Genomic DNA, 19,042 nt, shown 5'->3' on the forward strand with positions numbered 1-19,042 from the left:
ACATCCGTTATAACAATCACTTCTACTTACCAATTAAAGGAGACAAGGAAATGTACTTTACTAAAAAATCTAAGGCACTTGTTATAGAAGCCTTTGACGGTAATATTTATATCAATATCGAGGACAAGATTTATAGCTCAAGAATGTTACTAACACATGAAATTTACTCAAAAGAATTTGATCAACCCAAAGAAGGCAAAAAAGAAAAACGCAAGTATATTCCCCCACAATCTCACCCGTGGAAACTTGCATCTTTCGAAAAATATCTCAGAAGGATCGGTAAGACGCTTCTGGAATATCAAGCTGAAAATTCAGCATAAATCATAACTCAATCATATCAAAAATGGAATCTAAAAGCAAATTTTGCTTTATAAATGTAACTCATGTTTAGACTTTTTTTGGGACATTTTCAATTTCGCTTGACACAGATTATTTAGCGTAATCAACCGCACGTGTTTCGCGGATAACGGTTACTTTGATATTGCCTGGATAGTCCATATCGTTTTCGATTTTTTCTTTGATGTCGTGAGCCAAAACAGTCATCTTCTCATCAGATAAGACACTTGGATTGACCATGACACGAATTTCACGACCTGCTTGCAAAGCGAAAGCACTTTCAACACCTTCAAAACTATTTGAAATTTCTTCTAAATTTTGCAGACGTTTGATGTAATTTTCAATTGATTCACGGCGTGCACCTGGACGTGCCGCAGACAAAGCATCCGCCGCTGCGACCAAAACAGAAATATTATTGGTCGGCTCAGTATCGCCATGATGACTGGCAATGGCATTGATAACAATTGGATTTTCCTTGTACTTCTTGGCAAGTTCTGTTCCGATTTCAACGTGGCTGCCTTCAATTTCATGATCAAGTGCCTTACCAATATCGTGTAGGAAACCAGCACGTTTAGCCAAAACAACATTTTCACCCATCTCACCAGCAAGATTTCCTGCAAGATTTGCGACTTCAATCGAGTGATTCAGCACATTTTGTCCGTAAGATGTCCGAAAATGTAAGCGCCCCATGATTTTCATCAAGTCAGGATGTAAGGTGTGCGCGCCCACTTCAAAGGCGGCTTGCTCGCCGTACTCTCGAATCTTGCGATCTAAATCTTTGCGATTTTTATCAACCAACTCCTCAATACGCGCTGGATGAATGCGACCATCTTGGACAAGTTGCGCCAAAGTCAAGCGTGCAATTTCGCGACGAATTGGGTCAAAACCTGACAAGATAACCGCTTCTGGCGTATCATCAATAATCACGTCAATCCCTGTCAAGGCTTCAAAAGTACGGATATTGCGACCTTCACGTCCAATAATCCGACCTTTCATACTGTCATCAGGCAAAGTGACAACACTAACCGTCTGCTCACTGACAAAATCGCCCGACACTCGTTGCATAGCAAGTGTGATGATATTTTTAGCTTTTTTATCAGCTTCCAAAATGGCTTTTTCTTCGCTTGAACGAATCATTTGCGCCATTTCTTTGGAAAGTGACTCTTTGGTTTTTGACAAGACAATTTCTTGCGCTTCATCTTGGCTAAGACTTGCAATTCGTGCAAGCTCAGCCGCCTTTTGCGTTTCAATTTGCGATAATTTTTCTTCGCGCTCGTTGAGCGTATTAGTTTTGTTTGATAGATTTTCCTCTTTAGAATCTAAAGATTGCTCCTTGCGTGACAACGTATCATCCTTGCGGTCAAGGACTTCTTCGCGCTGTTTCAAGCGTTTCTCAGTTTCTTTTAACTCACTACGAGTTTCTGCAAATTCATTTTCTATCGACTCACGACGTCTTTGACTTTCTTCCTTGAGTTCCAAAATCTTTTCTTTTCTAAGATTTTCAGACTCTCGTTTCAGATTCTCGGCTTCAACTCGAATATTTTCAGCTTCGATTTTCGCCTGTTTCGTGAGGTCATTCGCCTTTGTTTCAGCATGTGCAATCAAACTCTGACTATCAGCCTGAGCACTTTTCAACTGCACATTGCGGAAATAAAAACCAACGCCTAATCCAATCAACAAGGCAAAGAAAGCAATAACTGCAATCATAATTTACCTCGTTTTCTAATAACAAAAATTCGCACATGTCAGAACTACCAACACATACGAATCCATTATAACACATTATTTACAATTTCACAAAAGGCTTCTTAAAATTTCTACTTTATCTAATTTTTCCCATGGTAATGCCACATCGGTTCTGCCAAAATGACCATAAGCTGCCGTCTGACGATAAATCGGACGTTTGAGGTCTAACATTTTGATAATACCAGCGGGTCGAAGATCAAAGTTGTCCCGAATCGCTGCTATCAAGCGGTCTTGGCTAATTTTTCCAGTACCAAAAGTATCAATGTGAATCGAAATTGGGTGCGCCACACCAATCGCATAGCTAAGCTGAATCTCGGCTTTTTCGGCGAGACCCGCAGCGACGATGTTTTTAGCGATATAGCGCGCCGCATAGCTCGCCGAGCGGTCAACCTTGGTCGCATCCTTGCCCGAAAAAGCGCCGCCACCATGGTGCGCATAGCCACCGTAAGTATCAACGATAATCTTGCGCCCAGTCAAGCCAGAGTCGCCTTGAGGTCCTCCGATAACAAAACGCCCTGTCGGATTGATGAAATATTTGGTATCAGCATCTAGCAAATTCGCTGGTATCACAGCTTTGATGACTTTTTCAATGACGTCGAAGTGAATTTGCTCGTTGGTAACTTCTGGCGCGTGCTGTGTTGAGATAACAACCGTATCAATACGTTTTGCCACATCATTTTCATCGTATTCGACCGTCACTTGACTTTTAGCATCAGGACGCAAATAAGAAATCTCGCCAGATTTGCGCAAATCAGCTAATTTTTTGACAAGTTTGTGCGACAAAGAAATAGCAAGTGGCATAAATTCGGGCGTTTCCTTGCTGGCAAAGCCAAACATCAACCCTTGATCGCCTGCACCAATCAAATCGAGCGCATCTTGCTGTGTCGTACCACGTACTTCAATCGCCTCATTGACACCTTGAGCAATATCTGGCGACTGCTCAACAATTGACGGATGAACACCAACTGTTTTATAATCAAAGCCAAAATTGGCATCAGTATAGCCGATTTCTTTGATTGTTTTTCTGACAATTTCGTCAATATTGACATAAGCTGTCGTTGAAATTTCACCAAAAACGTGAACTGAACCCGTGTAAACAGCCGTTTCAGCTGCAACATGTGCATCAGGATCTTGTGTGAGAATGGCATCCAAAATCGCATCTGAAATCTGATCAGCGATTTTATCAGGATGTCCCTCTGACACGCTTTCACTGGTAAATAAATTTTTTTCTGGCATAGTTTTCCCCTACTTCTTTCTTTTTTTCGGTTACAGGAAACGGCTTTTTCAGTTTGAAATCACCACCTTCGGAAAGTAACAGTCCTATTTTACCATTTCATGAACAATTTAGCTATCATTTCAGCTTAATTCCGTGATAAAATAGTGATATGATTGAAAAAATAGAAATTCTTGCGCAAAATTCTTGGTTGAGCGACCTTTCCTATGTTGAAAATTCTGCCTCGACACAACTTGATGCTAAAAACGATTTACAGGATAAAAAATTATTTATCGCCGATACACAAACGGCGGCACGCGGGCGTTTTGGCCGTGATTACTTTGCGGTCAAGGGAGCAGGCATTTATATGTCGTTGGCACTTAAAGCAAGAGAAATTCCTGAAAACTATACTATTTTGACAGCAGCAGCCATTGTCACAGCGATTGAGAATTTGACCACTAAAAAACCACTGATTAAGTGGGTCAATGATATTTATCTTGATGATAAAAAAATCTGTGGCATTCTCGTCGAACACCACTTAGCGAGTCATTTCAATATTATTGGTGTGGGACTGAATTTTTCTATCAGCAACTTTCCAATTGACCTTCGAGATAAGGCTGGCTCATTATTTGATGATACACCGACCATCACGCGCAGTCAGCTGATTGCTGAAATTTGGCGGGAATTTGTAAATTTACAGCAAAATCAAAATTTTCTGCCAATTTACAAATCACATTCCCTTGTACTCGGTAAAACAGTCGAATTTGAGGAAAATGGCAGAACAATTATCGGTACAGCAACTGATTTAACAGAAAATGGCGAATTAATTGTCAACTCAGACGGACTCGTCAAAGTCCTCTCTTCTGGCGAAATTTCCCTAAAAAAATGGTGCTAACGACAGCATAGACTAAAAATGCCCTATTTTTAGTCAGCTTTTCCATTGGAGCGTATCCATTGATCAGCACGATGTGCGATTCTCAATTTTCGCAACAAAAAGAGTAACCAAAAACCAGCTAAAAATAATTTACCTGACAATAAGGAATCAGCAAAAAACCAAGCGTAAAATAAAGTACCTGCGATGAACACGTAAAAATGTTGTTTAATCATAATTCTATCTTATCAGATTTCAGAAAAATTTCAACCAATATCACCTAAAATCAAATGAATTGCCCAATTTTCCTAAAAAGATTATCATGTGTTTATAGATAAGTTTACAATCGTAAACGACCATATCAAACGTGAGTTTTCCAGTCAATTTCATGTTTGGCAGGAAATACTTATGCCACACTTGGCAACTTATTTGACATTGAGCGTCGTGAATAACTTGCCTGTTTACTTATTTTTTAGAAGAAAAAACAAGTAAACTGATGCTAGAGCGAACTCTAACACCAGTTTTTATGCGTTGATTTCTGCCTCAGCCTCTTCTTTTTCATCGTCCAACCAATGCGCCAACAATTCTGCAAAATTTTCATACATAATATGTTTCGTTTTAGCAATTTCTGCACGATGAAATTCCTGATTAGCAATGAAAATTTCTGCAATTTTCGATTGATTGTGACCAAGTTGCTTGAGTTTGTAAATCATTTGTTCTTTGTTCATGTGATTCTCCTTCTGTGACTATCAAATTATACCCATTTCAATAGCTAAGCTATTTTCTTTTCCTGACTTCAAAACTAGCAACCACTCCTCTCTTTTAATGTGTAAGCGTTTTCCTTATTCCATTATAACCTATTTATTTGATTTTTGCACAAAAAAAGTCAGAAAAAGCTGACAAATTTTATTTTGTAAAATCAATTCGCTTGGCAACTTGGGTAATGACGATTGCACCAATCAATAACGAGATAAATTCGCCCAAACCGCTAGTCAACCAAGTCAACCAAAATGGCACATCAAAAAGAAACTTCAACTCAGCTGCAATTGTAAACATTGACACTGAAAAGAAAATTGAGAAATAGAGAAAAGCTCGATTCAACAAGCCACTCAAGACGTCTTTTACCATGTATTTCTTAAAAAGGTGAACACCCAGTGGCACGAAAATCAATGTTGACAAACCACCTACAATAACGTCAACAATGCCGAAAATCATATAGTTTGAAATCATACAACCAATTGTTATCGACCAAACGTACTTTTTGTTATAAAATGGTAAAAAATTAAACAGCTCCGACAACCTGAACTGAATTGCACCTGAACCTAACGGTCCTAAGGCGACGGTGATGACAATATAAAGCGCAGCCACGATAGCGACTTGCACCATATCTACGACTGTTGTTTTTTTATACATCAAAAAAGCTCCTTTATCGCATTTTGCGAGTCTAATATGCTCCGTCAAAGTAAGGAAGTACGGAGAGCTTAAAAATGAAATTAAGCAAGATTAAGTATATCAAATTTCCGCCAAAAATGATATACTTTTCTATATGAAAAAGATTTTTAATAACCAAATTTTTAAGTATCTCGTTGCAGGTATTCTTGCGACCGTCGTTTATTTCGTCATTAAGATGTTGACTTTTGCGTTGCTGCAAAATGGTGTGCTGTCTGAGCTATTAGCACAACTTACAGCGATTATTTTCGCCTTTGTGACCAATAAATTCTGGGTTTTCGAGAAAACTGAAAATTCTCTTTTAAGCGAATTTGTCAAATTCACAGTCAGTCGACTTTTTGTTATGTTTATTTCTGTTGCTGCAAATTGGTATTTTGTTGACACAAATCCTAGCCTTTTAACAGATACTTTTCATCTGTCACGCAATCAAGCAGTTTTCGTACTCAGCTTAATTTTACAAGTGCTAACAATCATACTCAACTACATTTTTTCTAAATTTTTGATTTTTACTGAAAAAATAAGGTAAATTCATGAAAATTCAAAAAGAAAACAGTTTGCTGGTCGTGATTGATATGCAAGATTTTATCTTAAAGCTTATTAAAAATGCGACACCCTATTCGACACAACAAGTGATTGATAAAAATGAAAAACTGATTGATTGTGCTGAAAAATTAGCTATTCCTGTTGCTTTTATCACTGTCACTAAGAAAATTTTACCGCAAAAATGGCAAGAAAAGATGACCAAACTTGCCATTAAAAGCGATTTAATCGCACATGAAAATGGCAACTGCTACACCAAATACAAACCTAGCGCTTATACGATTCCAGAGTTTCGAGCCTTCCTTGAAAAAAATAATATCGAAACCATTATTCTCTCAGGCATTATCACGAGTAACGGCGTACGCAATACTGCTAGAGATTTGCTTACAGCTGGGTACAAAGTCATCATTATCGTGGACGCCATGACCGACCGTTCAAAAAAAGCGCACGATAATGCAATCGCTGAACTGGAATCGCTCGGTGCAAGTAGCCGCACGGCGCATTTTCCTTTTGAGCTTGCTCAAGGGTCGAAAGAAAAAATCTGTCATCAGAATTGATAACAGATTTTTTTGTTGCTTATCTTGACCTTTAAACATTTAATTTTCTAAATTTCAGACTTCTTCTTTCTTACCATGTTTTATCGCCGCAACACCTAGGCTAGTAATTACCATACCCAGACCTAAGGCAAGGGTTTCATTAGTAGTAGCAGAATCGCTAGTATTTGGCAAAACTTTTTGCTTACTTGTATCTGTACTATTATCTGTATGATTACCTTTGTTGGTATTATCTGGATTATCAGATTTAGGTTTATCAGATTCTGGCGTGTCCGTTTCGGGTTGCTCTGGGGTTGGCGTGCTAGATTCTGGCGCTTCCGTTTCTGGTTGCTCTGGGGTTGGCGTGTCAGACTCTGGCGCTTCCGTTTCGGGTTGCTCTGGGGTTGGCGTGTCAGACTCTGGCGCTTCCGTTTCAGGTTGCTCTGGGGTTGGCGTGTCAGACTCTGGCGCTTCCGTTTCGGGTTGCTCAGGTTTTGAAGTTTCCGATTCTGGCGCTTCCGTTTCTGGTTGCTCTGGGGTTGGCGTGTCAGATTCTGGCGCTTCCGTTTCGGGTTGCTCGGGTCTAGGAGTTTCCGATTCTGGCGCTTCCGTTTCGGGTTGCTCGGGTTTTGGCGTATCCGTTTCTGGCGCTTCCGTTTCGGGTTGCTCGGGTTTTGGCGTGCTAGATTCTGGCGCTTCCGTTTCGGGTTGCTCAGATTCTGGCGTTCCTGTCTCTCCAGTTGGCACATATTCAGCTGTCACAGTAGCTTTAGGATTATCAAAATTCACGACATCATTTTCTGTCGTTAGTTTCTTGACGGTGTAACCTGTCAATTCAGGTAAATCATTTAAATCAAAGTCAATCGCACCAGTCGTACTGTCAATTTTAACCTGTAAACTATCAGAAACATAGAGATTTGGTGTCGCACCATCATATTTCGTCAAATCATCTGTCGGCACAACCTTACCTGTAACCAAGTCAACAGAGTACATTCGTAACATAGTTGCAGGCAAAGTTACCTGTTTAGGCGTTCCACCACCATTTTCAGGTACAAGATTTACCACAAAATTCACCGCTTTTGTCTCAACATCGCGCTTAGTACCATGAACCAGATGAATCGCCACATCCGTATCAGCCGCCCGACTCATCGGCAAATTGTTAGATTTGACCACATAACCCTTGGCAATATAGCTAGCAATTTCAGCCTCAACAGCCTCAGGTGTCAGCGCCTTAACCTCAAGTTTTTGCCCTGTCGTATCGTCAAGAAATGTCACAGAAAACAGTTGCTGCGTTGCTTTTACTTGAACGGTCGTCACTTGGTCAACACTGTCACGCTCATCAAACCAAATATTGATTTCATTATCATTGACATCAGCACTGTTTGCCGAAACAACTTCATAGCCATTAGGCACAATTGTTGGAAGGGTCAAATAAGTATTTGACTTACCGATTTCCGTCTGCGTTTTGACAATCTGACCATTTTCATCTACATAATTGATAACATGTTTTTGATCATGCGCCGCATAATAGAAATATTTGACCGCTGACAATTTTGCATTTTCAAGAGCAGATGAAGCCACATAATCAATATGATGACTATCTTCTGAGACAGTTGCCTTCATATCAGGCAAGTTATCAATAATCGTCCCTAAGTCAACCGTATCGCCCCAAGCTGTTTGACCATCATTTATCAACTCGTAACCATCAATAGTTGGCACTGGCGCAAATGAATTGTTCGCCATCACAAGTTGGTTGCGATCAACATCCCAGATAATTTGACTAGCATCATTGACATCACGATGACCTTTTATCGTCACTGTGAAAGTCTGCTCGGCATAACTAAATGTATCTGCTACACCAAGCCAACCTTGCCATACTTGACGCTCATCATCATAGACTTGGTAGCGTTTATAGCTTACAGTCGCCGTGACCTCTTTACCAACAACAGGTGCATTAGCTGTATAAGTAACCGTAGTTGTTGTATCTTCTGGCAATGCCGTTGTCTCTGCCAATGTAGGTGCTGAAACTGTCGTTTTATCAGCTGTATAACCTGCAATAACTGGACTTGTGACCGCATTAGCATTAGACTTAGGTTTGTAAGTTGTGACTCCTGTCACTTCGTCCTTGTCAGTTTCCCATATTATCGTCTGAACGTCTGACGGCAATTTCTTATCATCCGATAAGCCAGTGTAGTTGACGGTTGACTTAGTTTCAAGCGTGCCTTGGGTGTGCTTGTGTTTCAGATGAATCGTTGCCGTTTGGTCAATATCGTCTTTAGCGTCAAACACCCAGTGCCATTCAAATCTATTATCAGGATTAGCAGAATTTGAGACATACTCATAGTTTGTTAATGAATCATCTAAACTCATCAGCATTTCTGATGTATAGTCATGCTCAAATTCCTCTGGGAAAGGTGTAGCAGTCACACCAGTTACTTCTTCTGTATGAACAATAGCACCCTTGTTATCATCATCAACAAAAGTAATTATCATCTTCTGCGGATTCGCATCAAAATGAAACTCTTTTATCAGACTAGGATCTCTTGGATAATCTATACCATTTGAATTTTCAAAATTAACTTGTGTTTTATCTGCTGCTATCGCACCTAATTCAGTCGCAAAAGCATCAAATATTGTGCCTAAATCTACCGAATCTGACCATGGTGTCTCAGTCGTTGGTCTAAGTGTATGACCAGATTTAATCAAGTCAGCAGCCATACTGCCCTGATTTGTGATAACTTGACCTTCACTATCAAAAACCCAGTTATAACTAGTGAAAAGTTTATCACGATCAATATCCCAATTGATTTTCGTTGGGTCATTAACATCTCTCGTACCAGTAATCTTGACTTTAAAAGTTTGAATCAGTCCTTCATTATCAATGACAATTTCACGCCCCCATGGATCATTACCATAGTGATAAATATTACGGTGTGCACGTTCATATGTCAAGGTTGCTGTGACTGTTTCCTCAGCAACATAATTGACGGTCGCAACCCTATCTTCAGGTTTCGTCGTTGTTTCGCTCAAAGTCGGTGCTGAAACTGTCGTTTTATCAGCTGTATAACCTGCAATAACTGGACTTGTGACCGCATTAGCATTAGACTTAGGTTTGTAAGTTGTGACTCCTGTCACTTCGTCCTTGTCAGTTTCCCATGTAATCGTCTGAACATCTGACGGCAATTTCTTATCATCCGATAAGCCGGTGTAGTTGACGGTTGACTTAGTTTCAAGCGTGCCTTGGGTGTGCTTGTGTTTCAGATGAATCGTTGCCGTTTGGTCAATATCATCTTTAGCGTCAAACACCCAGTGCCATTCAAATCTATTATCAGGATTAGCAGAATTTGAGACATACTCATAGTTTGTTAATGAACCGTCTAAATTCATCAGCATTTCTGATGTATAGTCATGCTCAAATTCCTCTGGGAAAGGTGTAGCAGTCACACCAGTTACTTCTTCTGTATGAACAATAGCACCCTTGTTATCATCATCAACAAAAGTAATTATCATCTTCTGCGGATTCGCATCAAAATGAAACTCTTTTATCAGACTAGGATCTCTTGGATAATCTGTTATACCATTTGAATTTTCAAAATTAACTTGTGTTTTATCTGCTGCTATCGCACCTAATTCAGTCGCAAAAGCATCAAATATTGTGCCTAAATCTACCGAATCTGACCATGGTGTCTCAGTCGTTGGTCTAAGCGTATGACCAGATTTAATCAAGTTAGCAGCCATACTGCCCTGATTTGTGATAACTTGACCTTCACGATCAAAAACCCAGTTATAACTAGTGAAAAGTTTATCACGATCAATATCCCAATTGATTTTCGTTGGGTCATTAACATCTCTCGTACCAGTAATCTTGACTTTAAAAGTTTGAATCAGTCCTTCATTATCAATGACAATTTCACGCCCCCATGGATCATTACCATAGTGATAAATATTACGGTGTGCACGTTCATATGTCAAGGTTGCTGTGACCGTTTCCTCAGCAACATAATTGACGGTCGCAACCCTATCTTCAGGTTTCGTCGTTGTTTCGCTCAAAGTCGGTGCTGAAACTGTCGTTTTATCAGCTGTATAACCTGCAATAACTGGACTTGTGACCGCATTAACATTAGTCTTAGGTTTGTAAGTTGTGACTCCTGTCACTTCATCTTTGTCAGTTTCCCATATTATCGTCTGAACATCTGACGGCAATTTCTTATCATCCGATAAGCCAGTGTAGTTGACGGTTGACTTAGTTTCAAGCGTGCCTTGGGTGTGCTTGTGTTTCAGATGAATCGTTGCCGTTTGGTCAATATCGTCTTCATTATCAAACGTATGATGCGGTTGAGAATCTGTTCCTAAATCTCCAAATGCACCGTCCCATTCTGCAGGATTAACATCAAAATAAGGATTGACATACTCATAACCAGCTGGCAACAGTTCGGCAATATCAATATCGTAGACAATTTTGCCATTAGCATCAGGCTGACCGTAATGGCTACCATAGTCAAAAGTTCCGTCAGTTACCCCTTCATGAACATCACTTCTAACAACTTGACCTGTTTCATCATCAAGGAAATTAAAGATAATTTTCTGCGGATTTGGCGTATACCCATAAACACGACAAAGGTCAAAATCTTTGCGGTGCTTAGACCAAAAACTGCTGTCTTCTTGCCATATACCACTATCATGTAGGCGCAAGTCAATCTCTGTTTCATTTTCAGCAATCGCATTTAGCTCATCTGCCCAGAAATCAACAACTGTTCCTAAGTCAACTGTATCCGAAAAGGCAGTCGCACTCAAATAATTTTTATCAAATTCCGACAGATTAGTCGCATTAGCAGGATCAGCCACCAATGTATAACCCTTGAAATTTTCAGGAATCGCAAATGTTTTATCTGCTGTCAAAAGCTGATTGCGGTCAATATTCCAAGTGATTTTTGACGGATTGTCAACATCACGAACACCTGTGATTGTTACCTCAAAATTTTGCCGAACATCATCAAATATCGGATTATAACTTGGGTTAAAGTCAGAGTATTGACCAACGTATACCTGTTCACGCGTGAAATGCAGTTTTGCCGTAACCGTTTCCTCAGCAACCGCCTTACGTTTCACATGAATCGTTGTCGTTTGATCCACATTGTCATCATGGTCAAATTTTAGCAAAACATTTTTATTTTGTTGGTCACTATCAACAAAATCATAAGATTTCAAAGTCTCTTTGAAAACATCTGGGAAAACCCGATTATATTCATCAATCGTCAAATAGTTATCTGACTCGGCATAAGCACAGTTCTCTTTACTCAGTTCCTGTTTATAGACAAGTTTACCAGTTTCATCAACAAAATTAACTGTCATATTTTGCGAATTGGCGATATGATCAAATGAACGTGTCACATCTCGCGAAGTCCCCATACCACCTTCGTTATTTATATCAACATGTTTAGCATCAATAGCAACCGCATCTAACCTAGCCGCAAAATGGTCATAAACCGTCCCCAAATCAACCGTAGTTGAAAACGGCGCATAGGTCTCCCCTTTTAAAGGTACAAATGAACAGCCCTTATCAGGGATAAAGTCATCGAAAAATCGACTCGTCAAAAGCGTCTCTCGATCAACATTCCAATGAATCTTGCTCGGATTATCAATATCTCTCAAACCCGTTATCGTTGTCACAAATCTCTGAGAAAAAACCCAAGCCTCTCCTGTATGTTCACGACCATAGCGTTCAGGCGAGCCTGTCAAATGATCACGGATATAAGTTAAAGTAGCTGTCACATCATAAGCTTGGTCATCTTTGAAATAAGTCACATATCTGATCTGATCATAAGGCACGCTCATTTTATATTGAGGTTCCCACGGATCAGTTTTGGCCTCTTCCATATCAATGGCAGCAACCGTCTTGATATTCGGTGTATACCCTGCAACAACAGGACTTTCGACCGCATCGAAACTCGTCACGCCATTTAAAGGTGTGACAACTGTCTGATATGTTGCTTCATCACGCTCTCTATGCCATGTGATTGTTTGAACATGAGGTGCAAGTGCCTTATCATCAGGTAAACCATCATAAAAAACAGTCACAGAAGTTTGATAGGTATCAACCGTATGCTTATGTTTCAGATGAACCGTACCAGTTTGGTCAACCTCGTTATCAGTATCAAAAGTCCAAGTAAAAGCATCGCCCACACCATTATACGCGTACCCCCTTAAGCTCCTGTCAACCGTTTCATCAATAACAGCTGTTTCCGTTTCACCCGCTACTCCTGTTTGAACAAGAGTTTTGATAACTTTGCCATTATCATCGTCATCAACATAAGTCAAAATGATTTTTTGCTCATTTGGATCTTTAGCAGCTTTACGTTTTAAACGTACAACACCACTTGGAAATTCGCCAGATTCATAAGGCGAATCAGTCATTTCCGAACTAACATAGTCATAATCTTCAAACTCTTCCATAAATACTGGTTTAGTATCAAAATAAGGATTGAAGTCAGACTCATAAAAATAATCAGCCAGACTATACCAACCATTACCACCACCGACATAGTGATTAACCTTGACAGACTTCGTTCCAAGCTTTTCACCCGTTTCATCGTCAATATAAGTCAGATTAATCTGTCTTTGTTCCGAATGGTACATGATCACTTTACAAAGCGGCACATCCATAACAGCCATTCCTGGCGTCGCATCACTCCAACCAAAGTAGTCTACATCTTCCGAAAATAATATCGTTGGCTGATCAGCTTGGTAACCGGTTTCAGCTTCAAGATTTTCTAAACGTTCTTCAAAGTAATCGTAGATTTCACCAGCCGTGAGCGTATCTGAAAAACCTACGGGACTATTTTTGTCACGCACATAACCTGGAATATCAGGCAAATTCAAGGCTTTATCAGCCGTCACAACCTGATTACGATCAAAATCCCAAATGATCTTCGTTGCATCATTGGCATCACGCTCGCCATGAAGTGTCACTGTAAAAGACTGATTATCAGCGGGTGCAATATTTAATTGCCAATCTGACGCATAATATTGATTACGTTCATACTTGAGCATGACTGTCACTTGCGTATCATCTACCGCCTCAACATCACGCACTTTTTGCTCAATAGTCGTTTCATCATCCGCAGACGAAATCATCGCTGTTGCAACCACACCACCACTCAATGCCGCAAGCAAACTCGCTGCAAAAAGCCATTGTTTACCAGATTTCCACGAACGATAATGCGTGAGCTTATGTTCATCATGTTTGCTAGTTAATTTCTTCATTCTGATTTTCTCCTATTATTATCCGTGATTAAGATTATTTAATTATAAAGACAATAATCCTAATATTACCTATAGTACCATTATAAACCTAAATAACATAAGCAACAAAAAAGTTTCGATTCTGAAACAAATTCAATGAAAATAAGCCAAACAACACAAAAAGCGCCCGATTTTCGGACGTTTTTTAACAAATAGATAACCTTAAATTTACTTATAAAACTGAACTAGACTGTCAGTTTTAGCCAACCACTCAATCCTGCCCTAGGTCGGTAAGGCTTTGGAGCGGTATAATCTGAGACATTGACAAAGATTACTTGACCCCCCTAGTTGCAAATAGAAGTGTTTCTGGCCCTGTATTACTAATTAAAATCACTTCGTCATTGTATAGTAATATATCATATTTTTTCACATAACCTGCTTTTGTGGCAATTATTAACCTATCACTCGTCTGAAAATCGGTAATACGTTTGACAAAAGCATTAGTTGTCAAAATCACGTTTGCGTGTCAAATACCCCATCAAAGCACCGCCAACAAGGACTCCTATGCCAACAGAAAAAGCAATAGGAAGTGAAAGTTCTTCTTCCAACGTCCCTTCAGTATCAGGCAATGGTTCAGGAATTGAAGAACGTCTCTCAGTTGATTTTTCATCTTGCTCAGCTTTTGATTGAGCCGACACTGACGACGTTGGGGCGGTATCAGCTGTTGTTGATTCCATAACTGGAGATGTTACAGACAAACTAGCAACCGTCGGCGCTTGATTTGGCATAACGGGATAACTTATCGCTTGTGTTGGTGCGACTGTCTCACTTTGTCTTGCATTTTGGGGGAGGTTGCTATCAGAAAGTGGTCTATCAGTTTCTGGCGTTGTAGATGTCGACGGCAGCTCCACGATTACCTCACTTCTAATACCATATGGTGTCGTATCTTCAGTGTTTAAAATACCGTCGCCGTCAATGTCTGGATCTTCGATATTAGGCACACTATCGCCGTCAATATCAAGGTCAATCTGCTCGCCCTTATCCCAAATACCATTGTTATTGGCATCTAGCCAGTTCACTTCGCCATCCTCATCATTATCATAAGTTTGCGGGACACGATTATCAAGCTTGGCATCCGTCCCAGTCTCAATTTCGAGACGATCAGGTACACCATCGCCATCCGTATCAACATCTGCTCTCTGCCTTATCTCAATCGTATAAACTTGGTCAATGGCATCTTGCGCATCAAAGACCAGACTGACGACATTTTCAGAATTAGCATCCTGAGTCAACTCATAGCCAGTCGGCAAATCAAGTGGATAATCAATTGTTTCATAAGTCAAGCCTGTCAAAATATTAGATTTGAGCGTTTCGCCCATTTCATTGACATAATTAATCGCATATTTCTGCACATTTGGCGTATAATAAAAGTACTTTGTATTACTTTCATTCATATCTTCTATCATATCATAAGGTATAAAATCAATATGCTTGCCATCCTGTGACGTCATGCTTGTCATCCATAAAGTCGAATCAACAACTGTCCCTAGATCAATCGTTGCCTCCCATGGCACCACCCCCTCGTCAATCAAGTTATAACCATCAAAAGTCGGAAGTCCAAAAAACGCCTCATCTGCTGTTAAAATCTGGTCACGGTCAACTTGCCAATCAATCAGCTCAGGCTCATCAACATCACGCATTCCTGTAATCGTCACTGTAAAAGTCTGTTCTTCATAAGAAAAATCGTCAGCTAAGCGACCTTGAAAGGCCAGACGACTGTCATCATAAACTTGATAGCGCTTATAAGTGATTGTTGCCGTTACCTCGCCCACCAACTCATCATCCTCTTTTTCTTCTGAAAAATTTTGCTCACTAATCGTTGTGCTATCAGCAGATGAAATCGCTTGATTAACAAGCGGAACTCCCGTTAAAAAAGCAACCGACGAAGCAGCAAAAAACCAAACTTTACCCGATTTCCAAGACTTATATTGTATTTGTTTAGGGGCATCATGTTTATTTTTAAAACTAAATTTTATCTTATCATGCTTATAGTTTTCTTTCATTTTAAACCGCTTCTTTCTCGAATTCATTAGATAAAACTAATTACTATATTAGTTGATAATCCTTACCTTAATTATACCATATCATGTCCAGCAGTCCAAATTTACACAAGAAAAAGCATTAACAAAAACCACATCTTCCCTTACAAAAACAGCCTCACAAGCCCAAAACAGCGCTTGTGAGGCTGTTTTTTGCCCTTAGCTATATTTTCGCCATACAGAGGTATAATCTGAGGATTAAACAATAACGAAAGGAACAAAATGGAACGGACGATTCAAACTGCAATCTTCAGAAAATATCGGAGGTATTTACAATGTTTCCAAACAGAGAAAAAGTCGGTTAGGATTTTCGCCATAACGACCGTCAGCTGGCCGACGTGACGGCTGCACATAGGTGGCGTGCCACGGCTCAGGACCATTCGCCCGCAAAAAAGTATAGGGCGACATCGTCCCCGTACCAACTTCATTATCGTAAGCCTGCATGAGATTTGCCCCTTGTTTGCTCCAAAACTCTTGGAGCGTTAGGATAATTTCTTGAAATGTTAGTTTTTTAGACATAATTTCCTCCATCTTTTTCGTTTGAAAATGGCGTACAGAACGCAAAAACGTCCTGACACCAAAAACACACTGTGTTCTAGTATCAGGACGCCTTACTATTAAAGACGCGGTTCCACCTGAATTATTGGCAACTGCCAAGCACTCGTATTAAATTTTAGCTCCACCTGCGCCACCAGACTTCATTGCTTTATTTTATTATAACTTAATTTTGATATTTTTCAACGGCAAATTGCAAGTCCAAGCTAGCCACCCCGAAAACCTCAATCGGCGTGGCTAACTTCATTTTACAATTTGCGATTTTTAAGCAAATCATTCAAATATGAAACGGCAGACTTTTGGTCATGAAAACTCTTTCGGTTCCTCTTTCCATTGACCTTTTTATCCAGCCTATATACCGTTTTGTTCCCCCTCAACTCGATAGAAAGCCCAGGTATATTTTCAATTGGTTCATTGGCTAGATATTCTCTCTGAACTGATTTGTTTTTAGAAGTGTCGTTCTTACTTGCCAATCTTTTTTGGGACGCAGTTTTATCTGCTCCTTTTTCAGATGCTTCTATGAGAGGAACCAAATCAATTCCTGTGTTTGCTTGAGAATAAATAGAACAAACGACAAACATTTGCTTCCCTGCAAATTTAACATATTTAATTCGTCCAAACGATGCGGGTATGTGATGATGTCCGTGGATTACACCGATGATATTGAATTTTTTGAATAACTCAACGATTCTTTCGTCGGCACAATTATACCCTCGATTGTAAGCATGACTCGTTTTTCTGAGCATGCTAAGTTCATTGAACAAAGGGGCATGAGATACAATGACTGTCGGAATACTTTCATCATCAGACAGTATTTTCTCTAGTTCGTTAAATATGAAATTTTGTAACGCTTTTTTTCTATTCACTAAAGCTACCGGGATTGTCAACCCAATATATCTAACGTTTTGATATACCATACTTTCGTTGTTTAACACTATCATTGAAGGAAAACGTTCTTGAATAGTATTCTTCACAAGCTCATAATACTGGCTGTCGCCAACTGGGATTAAAGGCCATGAAAAGTCTGGTAAAGTTTGTAACAGTTGGAACCATTCAGTCTTACTATATTTTTCCCATTCAGTCCCTTCAATTTCGCTCGCTTCAGGCAAAGTGTCAATAAGTTCATGGTTGCCTAGCACATATATTCCCTTAATTCCTGCGTCACTCGCCACAGAATCAGAAATATCTCCCGCTAATATGTTGAAATGACTATTATTAAAAGGAATACCGCCTGTTTGAGTATGAATGTCTGAAACGACATTTACTAAATTGGTGTTTTCGGTTGGTAACACATTCTCAAAGTATTGTTCGAGTTCTGACGGATTAACGCTATGTGCAACATAATTTTTTCTAAGTTGCGACAACGCTTGGCCATATTCTGATCTGAGAATTGGTTGTAAATTAGTTGGAACTTGATGACTCGTTTGAGTTTGTTCACTAGCAACGAGTTGGTGAATTCCATCTTTAATGTCAGAAAAATTGTCCAACATAGAATCATTGTTTCCAATCATCAATGGTTGATGTTCTACACTGGTTTCTATGAGTTGAACATTTCTCCCATCAATAGCGACTGGGAATTCATTGACGACTTCAATTACGAATTTAATATACTCATATAGATAGGCTGAAATACCTGAATTTTGATTGTTTTGATAAAGAAATTTTCCCGGAAGGCTCGCAGAAAGTGGGCCCGTTTCGTCGTGCTGAAGCAATCGCCCAATCACTTGAATTTCAAAGAATACATCATGAAATATGTCATCATATGCTTCATTAACTTCTTTGGAAGTCTTCTTAACTTTTTTTCCTGTGTTTTGATAGATTGCCAATGACAAATAGTTCTCAAGAATTGGTTTGTGCATTTCAATAAATTCTTGAGCACCTTTTGGATAAAGTATGGTCTTTATCGCGGCCATTTGAAGATAATTTCTAGCGGTATCATAAGGGATTGCTGAATAAACAATGTCACCCTTGCTAGAAATCGAAAATATCTTATCGTTCAAATTATAAACAAATTGGAAGTACGGACTATCGAGAAGTATTTTATTGACCAGCCTTCTTGAATTTTCTGGATAAAATTTAGCACGGTTTTCTACAAAACTTGGAACACTGCTCGACAAAACAGGTTTCTTTAGTTCATTTTCGCTCATATTGTTAGCCTTTTTCATATTTTATTTAAGTGTTTGCCTTATTTTAAAACATAATCATTACTTTAATTAAACTACTCGTAGTTTTTCACGACTAATTTCACCCATGATTATCTCACTTTTCACGTCAAATTGCAAGTCCAAGTTAGCCACCCCGATAAACCTATCATTCGAAAGTGATAATGTTCTAAGTAGGTCGAAACATAAAATGTCCCAAATGTTAAACTAATACTTATGAAAAGGATATTACTCACTGTGAATGAATTGAAAAAGTATCGTGTTATCAAGTTAGTACACGATGGTAAGAAAAAGAA

12 protein-coding genes, 2 pseudogenes and 1 riboswitch are annotated in these 19,042 nt (G+C 39.4%); of the genes and pseudogenes, 4 read left to right on the top strand and 10 right to left on the bottom strand.

Annotation, left to right across the window (positions count from 1 at the left end; genetic code table 11):
• Positions 1–320 (top strand): annotated as a pseudogene (locus Hs30E_RS07415) (ISNCY family transposase); the annotation flags it as partial.
• Positions 321–429: 109 nt separating this feature from the next.
• Here the strand turns inward: Hs30E_RS07415 and rny are convergent.
• Positions 430–2,046 (bottom strand): ribonuclease Y, encoded by a 1,617-nt coding sequence (rny, locus tag Hs30E_RS07420; protein WP_371864147.1) that lies wholly within the window; start codon positions 2,044–2,046, stop codon positions 430–432.
• A gap of 84 nt (positions 2,047–2,130) precedes the next feature.
• Positions 2,131–3,318, bottom strand: coding sequence for a methionine adenosyltransferase (metK, locus tag Hs30E_RS07425; protein ID WP_172209281.1), 1,188 nt, complete (start codon positions 3,316–3,318; stop codon positions 2,131–2,133).
• Positions 3,319–3,467: 149 nt separating this feature from the next.
• Between metK and Hs30E_RS07430 the strand changes: the two genes are divergently transcribed.
• Positions 3,468–4,190, top strand: a complete 723-nt coding sequence (locus tag Hs30E_RS07430; RefSeq protein ID WP_172209283.1) for a biotin--[acetyl-CoA-carboxylase] ligase — start codon at positions 3,468–3,470, stop codon at positions 4,188–4,190.
• Positions 4,191–4,219: 29 nt separating this feature from the next.
• On the opposite strand, the gene Hs30E_RS07435 is transcribed toward Hs30E_RS07430, so the two are convergent.
• The 3 genes from Hs30E_RS07435 to Hs30E_RS07445 all read right to left on the bottom strand — a co-directional run bounded on the left by Hs30E_RS07435 (position 4,220) and on the right by Hs30E_RS07445 (position 5,579).
• Positions 4,220–4,402 carry a DUF3272 family protein gene (locus Hs30E_RS07435; protein ID WP_172209285.1) on the bottom strand — a complete coding sequence of 61 codons (183 nt, stop codon included), beginning with the start codon at positions 4,400–4,402 and terminating at the stop codon, positions 4,220–4,222.
• Between the two features lie 288 nt (positions 4,403–4,690).
• Positions 4,691–4,894, bottom strand: coding sequence for a hypothetical protein (locus tag Hs30E_RS07440; protein WP_172209287.1), 204 nt, complete (start codon positions 4,892–4,894; stop codon positions 4,691–4,693).
• Between the two features lie 178 nt (positions 4,895–5,072).
• The gene (locus Hs30E_RS07445) at positions 5,073–5,579 is read right to left on the bottom strand and encodes a QueT transporter family protein (RefSeq protein ID WP_172209288.1); all 507 of its coding nucleotides are present in this window, start codon (positions 5,577–5,579) and stop codon (positions 5,073–5,075) included.
• A riboswitch (PreQ1 riboswitch) is annotated at positions 5,580–5,683 on the bottom strand.
• A gap of 29 nt (positions 5,684–5,712) precedes the next feature.
• Between Hs30E_RS07445 and Hs30E_RS07450 the strand changes: the two genes are divergently transcribed.
• A complete protein-coding gene (locus Hs30E_RS07450) occupies positions 5,713–6,141 on the top strand; it encodes a GtrA family protein (protein WP_172209289.1) in 429 nt (142 codons plus the stop codon).
• A gap of 4 nt (positions 6,142–6,145) precedes the next feature.
• A complete protein-coding gene (locus tag Hs30E_RS07455) occupies positions 6,146–6,712 on the top strand; it encodes a cysteine hydrolase family protein (protein ID WP_172209290.1) in 567 nt (188 codons plus the stop codon).
• Between the two features lie 54 nt (positions 6,713–6,766).
• Here Hs30E_RS07455 and Hs30E_RS07460 read toward each other — a convergent pair whose 3' ends face one another.
• From Hs30E_RS07460 to Hs30E_RS07480, 5 genes and pseudogenes are all read right to left on the bottom strand, one after another.
• Entirely contained in the window at positions 6,767–13,951 is a 7,185-nt protein-coding gene (locus Hs30E_RS07460; RefSeq protein ID WP_172209291.1) for a mucin-binding protein, read from the bottom strand.
• 310 nt (positions 13,952–14,261) lie between these two features.
• Positions 14,262–14,447, bottom strand: coding sequence for a hypothetical protein (locus Hs30E_RS07465; RefSeq protein ID WP_172209292.1), 186 nt, complete (start codon positions 14,445–14,447; stop codon positions 14,262–14,264).
• A complete protein-coding gene (locus Hs30E_RS07470) occupies positions 14,431–15,993 on the bottom strand; it encodes a mucin-binding protein (protein WP_172209293.1) in 1,563 nt (520 codons plus the stop codon). Before Hs30E_RS07470 ends, Hs30E_RS07465 begins: the two co-directional genes overlap by 17 nt.
• A gap of 327 nt (positions 15,994–16,320) precedes the next feature.
• A pseudogene (locus Hs30E_RS07475) lies at positions 16,321–16,548 on the bottom strand (glycine--tRNA ligase subunit alpha); the annotation flags it as partial.
• A gap of 284 nt (positions 16,549–16,832) precedes the next feature.
• Positions 16,833–18,731, bottom strand: coding sequence for a metallophosphoesterase (locus tag Hs30E_RS07480; RefSeq protein ID WP_228462020.1), 1,899 nt, complete (start codon positions 18,729–18,731; stop codon positions 16,833–16,835).
• Positions 18,732–19,042: the final 311 nt, after the last annotated feature.

Source organism: Pseudolactococcus hodotermopsidis, from assembly GCF_011170085.1.
Classification (GTDB): Bacteria; Bacillota; Bacilli; order Lactobacillales; family Streptococcaceae; genus Pseudolactococcus; species Pseudolactococcus hodotermopsidis.